The sequence below is a fragment of the Streptomyces sp. NPDC049879 genome (genome assembly GCF_044461265.1).
GTDB lineage: Bacteria > Actinomycetota > Actinomycetes > Streptomycetales > Streptomycetaceae > Streptomyces.
Map to the genome: position 1 here is coordinate 247258 of NZ_JBITKT010000003.1, position 15580 is coordinate 262837.

At 74.9% G+C, this 15580-nt stretch carries 12 protein-coding genes; 3 read left to right on the top strand and 9 right to left on the bottom strand.

Features of this window, described 5'->3' with window-relative positions; translation table 11 throughout:
* From ACIBPC_RS12095 to ACIBPC_RS12110, 4 genes are all read right to left on the bottom strand, one after another.
* Entirely contained in the window at window positions 1-333 is a 333-nt protein-coding gene (locus tag ACIBPC_RS12095) for a small basic family protein (RefSeq protein WP_362958953.1), read from the bottom strand.
* Window positions 330-1238, bottom strand: coding sequence for a DUF881 domain-containing protein (locus ACIBPC_RS12100; RefSeq protein ID WP_398843422.1), 909 nt, complete (start codon window positions 1236-1238; stop codon window positions 330-332). Before ACIBPC_RS12100 ends, ACIBPC_RS12095 begins: the two co-directional genes overlap by 4 nt.
* 78 nt (window positions 1239-1316) lie before the next feature.
* Complete coding sequence (locus ACIBPC_RS12105) at window positions 1317-3812, bottom strand: mannose-1-phosphate guanyltransferase (protein WP_362958948.1); 2496 nt, start codon at window positions 3810-3812, stop codon at window positions 1317-1319.
* A gap of 135 nt (window positions 3813-3947) precedes the next feature.
* Window positions 3948-4559 carry a CDP-alcohol phosphatidyltransferase family protein gene (locus tag ACIBPC_RS12110; protein ID WP_362958945.1) on the bottom strand — a complete coding sequence of 204 codons (612 nt, stop codon included), beginning with the start codon at window positions 4557-4559 and terminating at the stop codon, window positions 3948-3950.
* Between the two features lie 151 nt (window positions 4560-4710).
* Between ACIBPC_RS12110 and ptsP the strand changes: the two genes are divergently transcribed.
* The gene (ptsP, locus tag ACIBPC_RS12115; RefSeq protein ID WP_398843425.1) at window positions 4711-6378 is read left to right on the top strand and encodes a phosphoenolpyruvate--protein phosphotransferase; all 1668 of its coding nucleotides are present in this window, start codon (window positions 4711-4713) and stop codon (window positions 6376-6378) included.
* A gap of 96 nt (window positions 6379-6474) precedes the next feature.
* Here the strand turns inward: ptsP and ACIBPC_RS12120 are convergent, their stop codons facing one another.
* From ACIBPC_RS12120 to ACIBPC_RS12130, 3 genes are all read right to left on the bottom strand, one after another.
* On the bottom strand, window positions 6475-7140 hold the full coding sequence (locus ACIBPC_RS12120) for an NAD-dependent epimerase/dehydratase family protein (protein WP_398843427.1): 666 nt from the start codon (window positions 7138-7140) through the stop codon (window positions 6475-6477).
* 810 nt (window positions 7141-7950) lie between these two features.
* Entirely contained in the window at window positions 7951-8892 is a 942-nt protein-coding gene (locus ACIBPC_RS12125) for a hypothetical protein (RefSeq protein ID WP_398843429.1), read from the bottom strand.
* Between the two features lie 122 nt (window positions 8893-9014).
* A complete protein-coding gene (locus ACIBPC_RS12130; RefSeq protein ID WP_398843432.1) occupies window positions 9015-11051 on the bottom strand; it encodes an acetoacetate--CoA ligase in 2037 nt (678 codons plus the stop codon).
* 164 nt (window positions 11052-11215) lie between these two features.
* Between ACIBPC_RS12130 and ACIBPC_RS12135 the strand changes: the two genes are divergently transcribed.
* A complete protein-coding gene (locus ACIBPC_RS12135; RefSeq protein ID WP_398843435.1) occupies window positions 11216-12016 on the top strand; it encodes a M15 family metallopeptidase in 801 nt (266 codons plus the stop codon).
* Window positions 12017-12154: 138 nt separating this feature from the next.
* Here the strand turns inward: ACIBPC_RS12135 and ACIBPC_RS12140 are convergent, their stop codons facing one another.
* Both ACIBPC_RS12140 and ACIBPC_RS12145 read right to left on the bottom strand, forming a co-directional pair.
* Window positions 12155-12598 (bottom strand): roadblock/LC7 domain-containing protein, encoded by a 444-nt coding sequence (locus ACIBPC_RS12140; protein ID WP_362958929.1) that lies wholly within the window; start codon window positions 12596-12598, stop codon window positions 12155-12157.
* Window positions 12599-12634: 36 nt separating this feature from the next.
* Entirely contained in the window at window positions 12635-15058 is a 2424-nt protein-coding gene (locus ACIBPC_RS12145; RefSeq protein ID WP_398843438.1) for a nitrate- and nitrite sensing domain-containing protein, read from the bottom strand.
* Window positions 15059-15335: 277 nt separating this feature from the next.
* Here ACIBPC_RS12145 and ACIBPC_RS12150 point away from each other — a divergent pair, with 277 nt between their 5' ends.
* A complete protein-coding gene (locus tag ACIBPC_RS12150) occupies window positions 15336-15572 on the top strand; it encodes a hypothetical protein (protein WP_398843440.1) in 237 nt (78 codons plus the stop codon).
* Window positions 15573-15580: the final 8 nt, after the last annotated feature.

Consider the following 15580-nt stretch of genomic DNA (forward strand, 5'->3'; position numbering starts at 1 on the left):
TCACGCTCCGAAGACATGGCGGCGGATGGCCGCTGCGTTGGAGAAGATCCGGATGCCGAGGACGACCACGACGCCGGTCGACAGCTGGGAGCCGACGCCCAGCTCGTCGCCGAGGAAGACGATCAGCGCGGCCACGGTGACGTTCGAGAGGAACGAGACGACGAACACCCGGTCGTCGAAGACCCGGTCGAGCATGGCCCGCAGCCCGCCGAAGACCGCGTCGAGCGCGGCGACCACGGCGATGGGCAGGTACGGTTCGACGCCGGTGGGCACCACGGGGGTGGTGAGCACCCCGGCCAGCACGCCCAGGACGAGTCCGATGACGGCGATCACTGGTCTTCCTCCCCTGTGTTCCCTGTGCCGCCCGCGCCGCCCGGGTCGCCGAGCGGCGTCGCCGTGCGGATGGCGGGGTTGGCCGCGGCGGGCAGCCGCAGGCCGTCGCGGAGCCGGGTGGCCACCCGTATCCCGTAGTCGTCGCGGAGTTCGGCGAGGTACGCGCCCGCGGGCGTCGCGTCGAAGCCGTCCGCGAACTCCGCGCCGCCGCCGATGGCGAGCAGCGTGTACGGCGGGACGAGCGGCCGGTTGTCCACCAGGACGGCGTCCCCCGCCGCGCGGATGGCGGACAGGGCGGTGAGCCGCTGCCCGTTCACGGATATCGCCTCCGCGCCCGCCTCCCACAGCCCGTTGACGACGCGCTGGAGGTCGCGGTCGCGGACGCGGCCCGTGTCGGAGAAGCCGTCGTCCCCCGCCTCTCCCCCGCCGTCCTGCGCGCGCTCGGCGTCGTCCACGGTCAGCTCGACGCCGGGGCCCTCGACGGCGGTGGCCCCGGCCAGCAGGGCGGTCGGGCTGTCCCCGGCGCCCTCGTCGGCGAGGACGTCGCGCCGCATGGCGGCGACGTCCTCGCGCAGGGCGTTCACGTCCTCCTGGAGCACGTCGAGCCGGTCGGTGCCGGCCTCGACGCGCGCCAGCAGTTCCTCGCGCTCCCGGGCGACGGTGGGAGCGGCCTGCCGGGCGTGGGCGGCGCCGAGCGTGACGACGAGGGCGGCGAGCAGGAGGCCTCCCGCGAGCCACAGCCGGGCGCGCAGGGGGCGGGGCAGCGGTGCCCCGGCCGCCGCCCGCCGTCCTCGCGCCGCCCGCGCGTAGCCCTCGTCGAGGGTGTGGCTCATGACGGTGGTCAGCAACGACATGGAGGCGTCGGGGCGCGCGGGGCGGCGCGGTCCTGACTCCTGCTGTGGCATGGCGGGCATGATTGCACGCCGCCCCCGGATTGATCGAAACGGGCCGGTGGCCGGGCCCTTCGGCCGGTGTGCGGCCGGTCAGTGTTCGGCGCTGTCCACGACTCCCGCCCAGACGTCGAGCAGTTCCTGGGCCGCCGCGTCGTCCGGTCCCTCGGCCCACAGGTGGGTGACGGCCTCGGCCGGGTCGGGCAGGACGAGGACCCACCGGCCGTCGGACTCGACGACGCGGACGCCGTCGGTGGTGTCCACGGACCGGTCGCCCGCCGCCTCGACGACCCGCCGCATCACCAGGCCCTTGATGGCCCAGGGGGTGGCGACGTCGCGGCTGAGGACGTGGGCGCGCGGGATGCGGGCCTCGATCTGGCTGAGCGACAGCTGCGTGCGGGCCACCAGGCCGATGAGCCGGGTGAACGCGGCGGTCGCGTCGAAGACGGAGCTGAACTCGGGCACGATGAAGCCGCCCTGCCCGTCGCCGCCGAAGACGGAGCCCTCCTTGTGGGCGACGCGGGTGAGGTCGTCGGGCGAGGTGGTCGTCCACTCGACCTCGGTGCCGTGGTAGGCGGCCACCTGTTCGGCGATGCGCGTGGTGGTGACGGGGAGGGCCACGCGTCCGCTGCGGCGTTCCGCGGCGATCAGGTCGAGCATGACCAGCAGGGCGCGCTGGTCCTCGATGATCCGGCCGCGTTCGTCCACCAGCGCGAACCGCTCGCCGACGGGGTCGAAGCGGACGCCGAAGGCGGCGCGGGCGGACGAGACCATCTCGCCGAGCCGTACGAGCCCGGCGCGGCGGGCCTCGGCGGTCTCGGTGGGGCGTGCCTCGTCGAGGCCGGGGTTGATGGTGAGGGCGTCCACCCCGAGGCGGCCGAGGAGGCTCGGGAGGACGAGTCCCGCGCTGCCGTTGGCCGCGTCCACGACGATCTTCAGCCCCGACTCGGCCACGCCCGTCGTGTCCACGGCGCGCAGCACGGAGCCGGTGTACGCGTCGAAGACGCTGGCGGGGAAGGTCAGGTCGCCGATCTCGCCGGGGAACGCCCTGCGGTACTCCTGCCGGGCGTAGACGCGGTCGAGTTTGCGCTGGCCGCCCTGGGAGAGGTCGGCGCCGCGCTCGTCGAAGAACATGATGTCCACGGAGTCGGGGACACCGGGCGTGGTGCGGATCATGACGCCGCCGGCGCTGCCGCGCGCGGTCTGCTGACGGGCGACCGGGAGCGGCACGTTCTCCAGGTCGCGCACGTCGATGGCGCTGGCCTGGAGGGCGGAGATGACGGCGCGCTTGAGGGCGCGGGCGCCGCGCGAGTGGTCGCGGGCGGTGGTGACGGTCGAGCCCTTCTTGAGGGTGGTGGCGTAGGCGCTGGCGAGGCGGACGGCCAGTTCCGGCGTGATCTCGACGTTGAGGATGCCGGAGACGCCGCGGGCGCCGAAGAGGTTCGCCTGGCCGCGCGACTCCCAGATGACGGAGGTGTTGACGAACGCGCCCGCCTCGATCGTCTTGAACGGGTAGACGCGGACGTTGCCCTGGACGATGGATTCCTCGCCGATGAGGCACTCGTCGCCGATGACGGCGCCGTCCTCGATGCGGGCGGCGCGCATGACGTCGGTGTTCTTGCCGACGACGCAGCCGCGCAGGTTGGTCTGCGGGCCGATGTACACGTTGTCGTGGACGACGGCGCGGTGCAGGAACGCGTCGGACTTCACGACGACGTTGGAGCCGATGACGGTGTGCTCGCGCACCTCGGCGCCGGCCTCGATCTTCGCGTAGTCGCCGACGTAGAGCGGGCCGCGGAGTTTGGCGTCGGGGTGGACCTCGGCGCCCTCGGCGATCCAGACGCCGGGGGAGATCTCGAAGCCGTCGATCTCGACGTCCACCTTGCCTTCGAGAACGTCCGCCTGGGCCTTGACGTAGCTCTCGTGGGTGCCGACGTCCTCCCAGTAGCCCTCGGCGACATAGCCGTAGATCGGCTTGCCCTCCTTCATCAGGCGGGGGAAGACGTCGCCCGACCAGTCGACGGAGGTGTCGGGTTCGACGTAGTCGAAGACCTCGGGTTCCATCACGTAGATACCGGTGTTGACGGTGTCGGAGAAGACCTGGCCCCAGGTCGGCTTCTCCAGGAACCGCTCGACGCGGCCGTCGTCGTCGACGATGGTGATGCCGAATTCGAGCGGGTTGGGAACGCGGGTGAGGCAGACGGTGACGAGGGCGCCGCGTTCCTTGTGGTAGCGGATGAGTTCGGTCAGGTCGAAGTCGGTGAGGGCGTCACCGGAAATCACCAGGAACGAGTCGTCCTTGAGCGCGTCCTCGGCGTTCTTCACACTGCCGGCCGTACCGAGTGGCTTTTCTTCATGGGCATACGTGAGGTCCATCCCGAGTTCCTCGCCGTCGCCGAAATAGTTCTTCACGAGGGAGGCGAGGAATTGCACGGTGACCACGGTCTCGGTCAGTCCGTGGCGCTTCAGGAGCCGCAGGACGTGCTCCATGATGGGACGGTTCGCCACGGGCAGCAGCGGTTTCGGCATGCTCGCGGTCATAGGGCGAAGCCGGGTGCCTTCGCCACCAGCCATTACTACGGCCTTCATATCGGAAGTGTCCTCCTTGAGGATTCGCCAGTCACTCCGACCGCGCCCGTCCGGAGGGGCCCGGGCCCGGGGTGGCTCCCCGGAAAAGTGCGGCACAAGCGGGCGCCGGGCCCCTGCGACACTGCCAGGGCGGGCTCAGTCGGCGGTGGAATGGTCCGTCGTCAGCAAGCGGCGGACCTGGACCACGTAGAGAATCCCTGCCCACCAGTACAGCCCTGTACCCCAGCCGGCGAACGCCCATCCGAAAATAGCAGCGAGTGACGCGAGCCATCCACTTCCGTCACTGAGCAGGAGGAGCGGGAAGGCGTACATCAGGTTGAAAGTCGCGGCCTTGCCGAGGAAGTTCACCTGCGGGGGCGCGTAGCCGTGCCGGTCGAGCACCCAGACGGTGACGAGCAGCATTAGTTCGCGGGCGACCAGCAGGGCGGTGAGCCACCAGGGCAGGATCTCGCGCCAGGTCAGTCCGACGAGGGTGGACAGGATGTAGAGGCGGTCGGCGGCGGGGTCGAGGATGCGTCCGAGGGCGCTGATCTGGTTCCAGCGGCGGGCGAGCTTGCCGTCGAGGTAGTCGCTGACGCCGCTGGCCGCCAGGACGAGGAGGGCCCAGCCGTCGAGGTCGGGGCCGTCGAAGACGGGTGAGAGGACGAGCCAGAGGAAGACCGGCACGCCCACGAGCCTGGCCATGCTGAGGATGTTCGGAATGGTGAGGACGCGATCCGTCTGGATGCGTGTCTCCTGGACCTCCACCCGGAAGCCTCCTGTGTCCCCGTGTCCGCTGTGCCTGTGCACCTTACCGGGCGCCCCGCGCGGCACGGGCGGAGGGGCCGATCGCCGCGACTTAGGCTTTTATGTGGTTTGCGGTCCTGAACGGGTCGGCGGCGAGCGCAAGGCGGGTGCGATGGAGTCCAGGCTTCGGGGTGTCGGCGTCAGTCACGGGGTGGCGATCGGTGAGGTCAGGCACCTGGGTACGGCGGTGCTGGACGCGCCCGACCGGCGGATCGGGCCGGACGAGGCGCCGCGCGAGCTGGCCAGGGCGCGGCAGGCGGCGGAGGCGGTGGCGGCCGACCTGCGGGCGCGGGGGAACCTGGCGGGCGGCGAGGCGCAGGCCGTGCTGGAGGCGCAGGCGCTGATGGCGCTCGACCCGGAACTGCTGGCGGACGTCGAGCGGCGCATCGGGGTGGGCGCGGCGGCGGAGCGTGCGGTGTCCGACGCGCTGGCGGCCTACCGTGCCCTGCTCGCGGGCGCGGGCGAGTACCTCGCGGGCCGGGTGGCGGACCTGGACGACGTGCGCAACCGGATCGTGGCGCGGCTGCTCGGCGTGCCGATCCCCGGCGTTCCGGACAGCGAGGAGCCGTACGTGCTGATCGCCAGGGACCTCGCCCCGGCGGACACGGCGCTGCTCGACCCGCGGCTGGTGCTCGGCTTCATCACCGAGGAGGGCGGGCCGACGAGTCACAGCGCGATCCTGGCGCGTGCGCTGGGCGTGCCCGCGGTGGTGGCGCTCCCGGGTGCGCGGGCGGTCGCGGAGGGGACGGTCGTCGCGGTGGACGGGAGTTCGGGCGAGGTCGTGGTCGATCCGGGGCCGGAGCGGCGGGAGGCGCTGACGCGGGCGGCGGAGGAGCGGCGCGCGGCGCTGACGCGTTCCCGCGGGCCGGGGACGACGTCGGACGGGCACAGGGTGCCGCTGCTCGCGAACATCGGCGGGCCCGGGGATGTCGCGGGGGCCGTGGAGGCGGGCGCGGAGGGGGTGGGGCTGTTCCGCACGGAGTTCCTGTTCCTGGAGCGGGCGCAGGCGCCCACGGAGGAGGTGCAGGCCGCCGTGTACCGGGAGGTGCTGGAGGCGTTCCCCGAGGGGCGGGTGGTGGTGCGGGTGCTGGACGCGGGCGCGGACAAGCCGCTGGCGTTCCTGACGCCGGGGGACGAGCCGAATCCGGCGCTCGGGGTGCGGGGGCTGCGGGCGCTGCTGGCGCATCCGGAGGTGCTGGGGACGCAGTTGCGGGCGCTGGCGCGTGCGGCGGAGGGGCTGCCGGTGCATCTGGAGGTGATGGCGCCGATGGTGTCCGACCGGGCGGACGCGCGGGCGTTCGCGGAGGCGTGCGGGGAGGCGGGGCTGCAGGCCAAGGCGGGGGTGATGGTGGAGGTGCCGTCGGCCGCGCTGCGCGCGCGTGCGCTGCTGCAGGAGGTCGAGTTCCTGTCGCTGGGGACGAACGACCTGGCGCAGTACGCGTTCGCGGCGGACCGCCAGCTGGGCGGGGTGGCACGGTGGCAGGACCCGTGGCAGCCCGCGCTGCTCGACCTGGTGGCGATGGCCGCCGAGGCGGCGGGGGCGGAGGGCAAGAGCTGCGGGGTGTGCGGGGAGGCGGCGGCGGACCCGCTGCTGGCGGCGGTGCTGACGGGGCTCGGTGTGACGAGTCTGTCGATGAGTCCGGCGGCGATCGCGCCGGTGCGCGAGACGCTGGGGCGGCACACGCTGGCGCAGTGCGAGCGTGCGGCGGCCGCCGCACGGGCGGCCGAGAGCGGTCCGGCGGCGCGGGCGGCGGCGCAGGGGGTGCTGTCCGGGGAGTGAGCGCCGGGGCGTGGCGGTGGGCGGGTGCGGGGGCGCGCCGCGCCGTGCTCCTGTGCGCGGCGCGGGGGGCGCTCGCGGCGGGGGCGCGGGGCGCGTTCAGGCGCCGAGGCGGTTGATCTCGCGGCTGGTGAGGATGCGCGGGAGGTCCTCGGTGGTGTGGATGAGGGCGATCATGGCGCGGCCCAGGGTGTCCGTCGTCGTCGTGTGCCGGGGCAGGAGCCTGTGGAGGAGCGGGTAGAGCCAGGACGTGGCGGCGTAGAGCAGGCGGTAGGAGCGTGTGCGGGAGCGGGCGCCGTGGCGCGGCCTGATGTAGGCGGGCCGGATGATGCGGGTGCGGGGCGAGAGAGCGAGGAGGGCGTTCTCCGTGCGGCCCCTGACGCGTGCCCACATGGTGGAGCCGGACTCGGAGCTGTCCGCGCCGGAGCCGGAGACGTAGACGAACGTCAGGTCCGGGTTGCTGGCAAGCAGCGTCCTGGCCGCCGCGAGCGTGTAGTCGTGGGTGATGACGGTGTACTCGGCCTCGCCCAGTCCGGCCGACGAGATGCCCAGGCAGTAGAAGCACGCGTCGGGTGTGCCGAGTGCCTCGGCGAGGGCGGACAGGTCCGTGAAGTCCGCGTGCACGACCTCGCGGAGCTTGGGGTGCGCGCGGCCGAGCGGGCGGCGGACCACGGCGACGACCTCGGTGACGGTCTCGTCCAGGAGGCAGGCGCGCAGCGTGCCCTGGCCGATCATGCCGCTCGCGCCGAAGATGACGACCTTCATGCGGACTCCTCGTCAGATTGCGCCCCGTAAGCGGAGCTTCCTCCGATTGGAGCCCGAGCGTACCGCGCCGCCGCGGCCGGGCACCACGGGCGGCTCCGGCGGCGGGCACGGATGCGGGGGCGCCGGGGGCCACTTGAGGGCCGTCGCTCGCGCTGAGGCGCGCCGCGCACGGGCAGCAGGCATCACCTTGGCTCCGCGTGGGCAACGGCATCCTCCCGCCCGCCGGTCACCGCGGCGAACCCGCTTGCGAGGAACGACCGTTGGGGCGCTGCGGCGGAGCCCGGCCAGGAGGCAGTTCGGGCGGAGTGCCCAGGCCGAGCGTGACGAACAGCCACCGGCCCGGACGGATCGGGAGCCCGTCGCCACCCGGGCACGGGGACCGGAGAGTGGGACGTGCTTCAGCTCCCCCGCCGCCGCGCCCGTCCGGCGCGGACCTGGCAGCGGCTCCGGCGGCAACGTGGAAGCGCCACCACCCGGAGAGCGCGCGGCGACACGGCAGGGGGCTCCGTCGTGGCCCCCGGTGCGAAGCCGGAACGGGCCGCGGCACCGTGGGATGTGGGGCCCAGGGCTCGTCTTCGAAGGGGGCGTCCGGCCGCTCGCGGCTCCCTCGGCCCGACGGCCGGGAGAGCCCCCGGATCCATGCGATCGCCGGGCGCCGGATCGTCCCCGTACCGGGCGTACGGGGCACCGTCCAGCCGCCAGGCAGGGGGAGCGTCACGAGCGGAGCGCCCCCCGTTCGAAGACGGACCCTCGGGGCCCCCGGTGCCCGTTGCCGGGCGGACACCGGGGCCGCGCGGGGTTGCCGTGCCGTCAGGTCTCCGGGCAGGCGGGCCGGGCGATGGTGGGTGCCGCCCGGTAGACGACGTCCGGTTCCGGGGGGACCGGTTCGCCGGTCAGGGCGTCCGTGCAGTAGGCGGTGAAGACCTCCCCTTCGGTGAGCGCGTGCAGACGCCCGCCGCGCAGGCTCCAGCCGCAGACCTGTTCCGGCCACTCGCCGGTCTCCCCCGGCGACGAGCGCAGGACCAGGCCGCCGGGGTCGTCGGTCGCCAGACCGGCCGCGAGGACGGTGCACAGCACCAGCGCGTCGGCCTCCGCCAGCCGGATGCCCCCTCCGGCGGCCGTGTCGGCGTGCAGGGCGGCCGTGAGCGCACCCGCGCCGGTCAGCAGGCTCGCCACCATGTGGTGCGTGCCCGGCCCCGTGCGTTCCAGGACGCGGGTGAGCAGCGAGGCGGCGCGCTGGAAGGCGCAGCGCACGAGCGGCGCGCCGCAGTCCGCGCAGGAGCCCGACCCCGCCAGCAGGTCACCGGCCCGTTCCCACGTCTCCTGCCGCCGCCGCTCGGCCAGCAGGGCCGGCACGAGTGTGCCGAGCGGCTGACCCTCGTACGGGACGGTGGCGCCGCGCGCGGCGATCTCGGCGGTGTAGCGGGCGCGGCTGGCCGCGCTGTCCTGGTCGAGCCCCTCCTGGCCGCAGAACTCGGCGAAGTCCGCCGGGTCGAACAGCGCGACGCTCGTGTGTCCATGACGCCTGGCCAGGGAGCGCAGCAGGTCCTCGGTGTCGCGGAGGTACCCGGCGTGGTCGGCGTGCGCGAAGGTCGGGTAGCGGCGCATGCGGGCGAAGCCGACCTCGTCCGCGACCACCGCCACCGTCCCCGCGCTCTCGCGCCAGCGCGCCGCGCGTCCCGGGCCCCTGCTCCCCCGGCCGCCGCTCCTCCTGCCGCCGCCCCTGCGGGCGCGTCGGGTGCTGGATGCCATGGCTCCCCCTCGTTCTCGTCTCGCTGTGCTTCTCGTGGTGCGGCGCGGTCACCCGTGCCGTGCCGTGCCGGAGCCGCGCCCGCGGCCCCGCTCACGCGGGGTGCGGGCGGCGGACCAGCACGTCACTCAGAGTAGTCGGCACCACTGACAGCGGCCCGCTCGCGGGCGAGCCGCTCGTAGAAGCGCAGCAGTTCCGGGTCGTCGACCGAGCCGGGATTGACGGCCTCGGCGAGCGCCGCGCCCTGCAGGAGGCGCTTGACGGGCACTTCGAGGCGCTTGCCGGTGAGGGTGTGCGGCACGGCGGGGACCTCGACGATCTCGTCCGGGACATGGCGCGGGGAGAGTTCGGCGCGGATCGCCGTCCTGACGCGCTCCCGCAGCCCGTCGTCCAGCACCGCGCCCTCCGCGAGGCGGACGAACAGCGGCATCCAGTACCCGCCGTCGCGCTCCTCCACGCCGACGACCAGCGACTCGCGGATCTCCGGCAGCCTCTCCACCGTCTCGTAGATGTCGGCCGAACCCATGCGCACGCCCTGCCGGTTGAGCGTCGAGTCGGAGCGGCCGTGGATGACGACGGTGCCGCGCGAGGTGAGGGTCACCCAGTCGCCGTGCCGCCACACGCCCGGGTACACGGCGAAGTAGCTGTCGCGGTACCTGGCGCCGTCCTGGTCGTTCCAGAAGCCGACCGGCATGGACGGCATCGGCGCGGTGACCACCAGCTCCCCCACCGCGTCGGTCAGCGGCTCGCCCGCCGGGCCCCACGCGGCGAGCGCCGTGCCGAGCCCGGGGGCCTGCAGCTCGCCCACCCACACCGGCAGCGTGGGCACGGCGCCGGCGAAGCAGCTGCACACGTCCGTGCCGCCGCTCACCGACGCGATCCACAGGTCCTCCCCCGCCTCCTCGTGCAGCCAGCGGAAGCCGTCGGGCGGCAGCGGCGAACCGGTGGTCGCCACGCAGCGGGTCGCGGACAGGTCCAGGTCGCGGCCCGGCCGGACGCCCGCCTTGGCGCACGCCATGACGTACGCCGCCGAGGTGCCGAAGACGGTGGCCCGGGTGCGCTCGGCGACGCGCCACTGCGCGTCGGTGCCGGGGTGGGCGGGGCTGCCGTCGTAGAGGACGGCCGTGGTGCCGGTGAGGAGCGCGGAGACCAGGAAATTCCACATCATCCAGCCGGTCGACGTGTACCAGAACAGGCGGTCGCCGGGCCCGAGGTCGCAGTGCAGCCCGATCTGCTTGAGGTGTTCGAGCAGGATGCCGCCCTGCGAGTGCACGATCGCCTTCGGCAGGCCCGTCGTGCCGGACGAGTAGAGCACCCACAGCGGATGGTCGAACGGCACCGCGTCGTACACGGCGGGCGCGTCGCCGCTCGTGACGTCGTCCCAGGCGAGCGCCCCCTCGGGCGGCGCGCTGCCCAGCAGCGGGACGTGGACGACGGCGCGCAGTGTGGGCAGGCCGCGGCGCAGTTCGGCGACGGTCGCGGTGCGGTCGTGGGCCCGGCCGCCGTAGCGGTAGCCGTCCACCGCGATCAGGACGACGGGCTCGACCTGCTGGAAGCGGTCGAGCACGCTGCGCGCGCCGAAGTCCGGCGCGCAGGACGTCCACACGGCGCCCACGGCGGCGGTGGCGAGCAGGGCGACGACGGCCTCGGGGATGTTCGGCAGGTAGCCGCTCACGCGGTCGCCCGGCCGGACGCCCAGGTCCCGCAGCGTGGCGGCGAGGTTGGCGGTGGCCCGGCGCAGGTCGGCCCAGGAGACGGGCTCGGGCGTGAGCCGTTCGTCGATCCGCAGCAGCGCCGGGGTGTCGGCGCGCGCGGGGTCCTCGGCGGTGCGCAGGGCGTGCTCGGCGTAGTTCAGCGTCGCGCCGGGGAACCAGCGGGCGCCGGGCATGGCCGCGTCGGCGAGCGCCGCCGTGTACGGCGTCCTGAAGCGCACGGCGAACCAGTCGGCGACCGCGCGCCAGAAGGCGTCGGCCTCCGCGACCGACCAGCCGTGCAGGGCGGCGTAGTCCGCGGCGGGGTCGCCCGCCCTGGGGGTGGGGGCGCCGTACCGGTCGGCCGCGAAGGCGTGGAACGCCGTGAGGCGGGCGTCCGCGATCTGCTCCGGCGCCGGGCGCCACAGCGGGGCCGGCGTCGCGGGGTGCGGGGTGGTGTCGGTGGGCATGGCGGCTCCAGTGTGCTCGTGGCGCGGCTGGTCAGGACGATGCCAGGTGACCGGCGCGTACACCAGGCCCTTGCCCCGGCCGCCGCCGGTCACGCACCACCCGGATGCCGCGCGGCGGGCCGCCCCCGGTGTCGTGCGCGGGGCGCGTCCGGTACGTGTGGAGGGTGCGCCGCCGATACACCGCAGCCGTCGGGCTCGCCGCAGCCGTGGGAGTCGTCGGCGTGCTCGCGGCCGGGCTCGGCGGCACGGCGCGGCACGGGGGCGGCGCGGACGGGGCCGACAGGTCGCGGGCGCCCGAGGAGTTCGTCGCGCTGCGGGACGTGGCCCCCGGCATCGAGCAGGACATCCGCTACGCGGGGGACCACAACTTCGTCGGCGAGCCCGTGGACGGCTACCGGGACGCCGAGTGCCTGCTGACGGAGGAGAGCGCGCTCGCGCTGCGCCGCGCCCACCGCTCCCTGGACGGGCGCGGCTACGGACTGCTGGTCTACGACTGCTACCGGCCGCAGCGCGCCGTGGACCACTTCCTGCGCTGGGCGGACGACCGCGGCGACACGCGGACGAAGGACGAGTTCTACCCGCGGGTGCCCAAGGACCGGCTGTTCGACGAGGGGTACCTGGCCGAGCGGTCGGGGCACAGCCGCGGCAGCACCGTGGACGTGACGCTCGTCCGGGACGGCGAACCGGTCGACATGGGCACGGACTTCGACTTCTTCGACCCGCGCTCCCACGTCGGGGAGCGCGATCTGACGAAGGAACAGCGCACGGCCCGTGCCACCCTGCGCGGCGCGCTGACGCGGGAAGGCTTCGTCCCGGTGACGACCGAGTGGTGGCACTTCGGGTACGAGCCGGAGCCGTTCCCCGACACCCACTTCGACTTCCCGGTGTCGCGCGGCGCGCTGCGCGGGGACGGGCGGGAGCGGGGCGGCGGGACGGACAACGGGAGCCCGGAGCCACCCCCGTAGGTCCCGGGCCCCGTTGTCGCAGCGTGGGACGGCGCCGGGTGCGGGAACGGTTCGCCGGGAGCCGCCGTTGTCACCGGTTCGCGACACTCGTGGCGCGCCGGAGATCTTTCACCCGGTGCCACGGCGTCAGGTGCGTGCTCAGCGGAAGCCCGCGTGCGGCGGCTGGTTGAGGAGCGGCGCCACCCGCTTCACCAGGACCGCCATCTCGTAGGCGACCTCGCCCAGGTCGGAGTCGGCCTCGGCGAGCACGGCCAGCGCGCTCCCGTGCCCCGCCGCGGTGACGAGGAGGAAGGCGCCGTCCAGCTCCACCAGCGTCTGGCGCACCGCGCCCGTCTCGAAGTGCCGCCCGACGCCGCGCGCCAGGCTGTGGAAGCCGGACGCGACCGCCGCGAGCTGTTCGGCGTCGCTCTGGGCGAGCCCGCGCGAGCCGCCGCGCGGCAGGCCGTCGGAGCCGAGCAGCAGGGCGTGTCTGATGCCGGGGACGCGGTCCGTCAGGTCGGCCAGGAGGCCGCCGGGCCCGGCGCCGTCGCCGCCGTGGCCGCCGTACGGAGGGCCGGCGGCCGTGTCCTTGGGTGCGCTCATCGGTCCTGCCTCACGGGTGTCGCTGGGGACGGTGTGTCATTCGGGCGGGCGTCCGCGCCGTCCGCCGTTCTGCTCCCTGCCGCGCTGCCAGCCGCGCTGGAGCGCCGCCATGCGGGCGCGTGCCTCCTCGGCGTCCGGTACGGGGTCGCCGTCGTCGGGGCCGGGGTGTCCGGCGGGCTCGGGCTCGGGGTCGCTGGGGACGGCCTGTACGCGGCGTACGCGGCGGGGCAGGCCGGTGGCGGTGGTGGGCGGTGCGGTGGGCTCGGCCGGGCCGGTGCCGCGCGTGCCGGTCCCGGGGACGGGCGGGGCGGGGGCGGCGGGGGCGTCGTCCGCGCCGGGGCCGACGGGGCGCCCGTGGTCGGCGACGAGGACGGGCGCGCGGTGTCTGCGCGGCAGGTCGGGGCGGGCGCCCGTGCGTTCGGCGGGGCGGGCCCGTTCGTGGCCGCCGTCGGTCTCCCGGGAGCGGCCCGGGTCCTGGCCGCCGTGCGGGACGTGCCCCTCAAGTTCCACGGGCCCGTCCACCGCGCCGCCGTGCAGGGCGGGCCTGCCGGGGGTGTGCGGGAGCCGCGCGGCGGGCTCCTCCCTGGCCTCGGACAGCAGTTCGCCGGGGATCAGGGTGACGGCGGTGGTGCCGCCGTACGGCGACTCGCCGAGCGCGACGCGGATGCCGTGCCGCGCGGCGAGCCGTGCGACGACGAACAGGCCGACGCGGTCCGTGTCGGACGGCTCGAAGTCCGGGTCGCCGGTGAGCCGCCGGTTCGCCTCGTGCAGCGCGTCGGCCGTCATGCCGAGGCCCCGGTCGTGGATCTCCAGCGTGAAGCCGTGCGGGACCCGCTCGCCGCTGACCTGCACGGCCGTGTGCGGCGGGGAGAACAGCGTGGCGTTCTCCAGCAGTTCGGCGACGAGGTGGACGAGGTCGGCGACCGCGCCGCCCTCCACGGTGAGCGGCGGCAGCATGCGGACCTCGATCCGTTCGAAGTCCTCGACCTCGCCGACCGCCGCGCGCACGACGTCCATCAGCGTCTCCGGCTTGCGCCACTGGCGCGCGGGCGCGGCGCCCGAGAGGATCACGAGCCCCTCGGCGTGCCGCCGCATGCGGGCGGCGAGGTGGGCGGCGCGGACGAGGTCGCCGGCGTCCTCGGGGTCGTCGGTCCTGCGCTCCAGCGACTCGATGAGGTTGAGCTGCCGGTGCAGGAGCACCTGGCTGCGGCGCGCGAGGTTCACGAACACCTCGGAGACGCCGCGCTGCGTACGGGCCCTGTCGACGGTGGCGGAGACGGCGGCGCGCTGGAGGGTGTTGAGCGCCTGGCCGACGCGGCCCATCTCGTCGGGGCCGTAGTCGAGCAGCGGCGCCTCGGTCTCGACGTCGATGTGCTCCCCGGCCGCGAGTCTGCGCGTCACGCCCGGCAGCCGGACCTCGGCGGTGTCGGTGGCCTCGCGGGCGAGGGCGCGCATGTCGCGGATGAGGCCGCGGCCGACGCGGGCGGCGACGTACGCGGTGAGCGCGAGGGCGGCGAGGCCGAGTGCGGCGAGCAGCATGGCGCGGTCGCGCGGGCCCGACGCGCCCGGCGCGACGGCGTCGCGGTAGCGGTCGCGCGCCTGGTCGGCGAGGCCGGCCAGTTCGTCGAGCGCGGTGGTGGTCGCGGCCTCCCAGCGGTCGGACTGGACGGTGGCGGTGCGGCCCGCGAGGAGGTTCTCCTCCGCGCCGGTGAGCACGCCGACGGTGCCGCCGCCGGTGAACTCCTCGAACGCCTCCCGGTCCTCCACCGGCAGTTCGGGCAGGGCGGTGTCCAGGGTCAGCCGCCGCTGGGCCACGAGGTCGGTGAGGGCCCGGAGTTCGCCGTCCGTGGTGCGGCCGAAGGCGAGGGCGCCGGCGACCAGCGCGTCCTCCTGCGAGAGCAGGTCGCGGACGCGTCCGAGGCCGACGACGGCGCCGCCCTGCGCGTCGTGGTCCGGGTCGGCGGCCGGGCGCAGGGCGTCGAGCAGCCGGAACGCGGGGGCGATCACGTCCGTGTACGCGTCGAGGGCGTCCGGGCGCGAGGTCGTGTTGCTGCCCACCGCCTCGCGCAGGCGCGCGAGTTCGTCCAGCGCGCCGAGCAGGCCGTCGAGCCGGGCGCGCGCGGTGGTGCCGAGGCCGTCGCCCGCGTCGTCCGCGAGCCCGCGCACGCGCTCCGCGGCGGCGTCGGCCGCCTCGCGGGTCGCGGTCAGGGCGTCGAGGCCCTCGGCGCGGCGGGGGTCGGCGAGGTGCACGAGGGTCTGGCGGCGTTCGTCCTGCACGGCGTCGACCACGTCGAGCACGGGGTCCGTCAGGGTGTCGGCGGCGTCGCCTGACGCGCCCGCGCGCCGCGCGTCGGATATCGCGACGGCCGTGGCCAGGGCCCACAGCACGACGAGGGACAGCGACGGCACCAGGACCAGCGCCGCCACCTTCCGCCGGATCGACTTGCCGCGAAAGCGCATGCCCTCCCCTTGGATCGAATCGGCCTGTGGGGTTACCGCGTCCGCCAGCGCGAGCCTACTACCGGCGCTGGGACGGGGGGTGCGTATCGGACGGGCCGGACGGGGCCGTGCGCGGCGTGAGTTGGCGTACAGGCGCTTCATCCTCGTCCGTCCCCCGGGACGGCGCAAGGCGTTCTACCATGGGCACCGCGGGCATTTCCGCGCATCCGACGGTGCAGGAAGCGAAGGCGGCGTGTACGCGAGACGGCGTATGCCGGACCCGGTGCGGGCGGCGTGTGTGCGTGCGGGGATCATCATCGCACTGACCCTCAGTCAGCTCGTCGTCGTGCTGCTGAGCACGCTGGCCGGATCGTGGCTGGCGTTCCCCATGCTGGTGGCCACGCTGGCGAGCAGCGTGGTGTCCACCTGGTCGGTGCTCGACATCTGGGTCACGCGGCAGCAGTGGCGGCAGCGGCACGGGGTCGTCTCCGTGCCGAGCAGCGCGGCGCGGGAGCGGCCGCTGCGGCGGTCCTGACGGGCCGC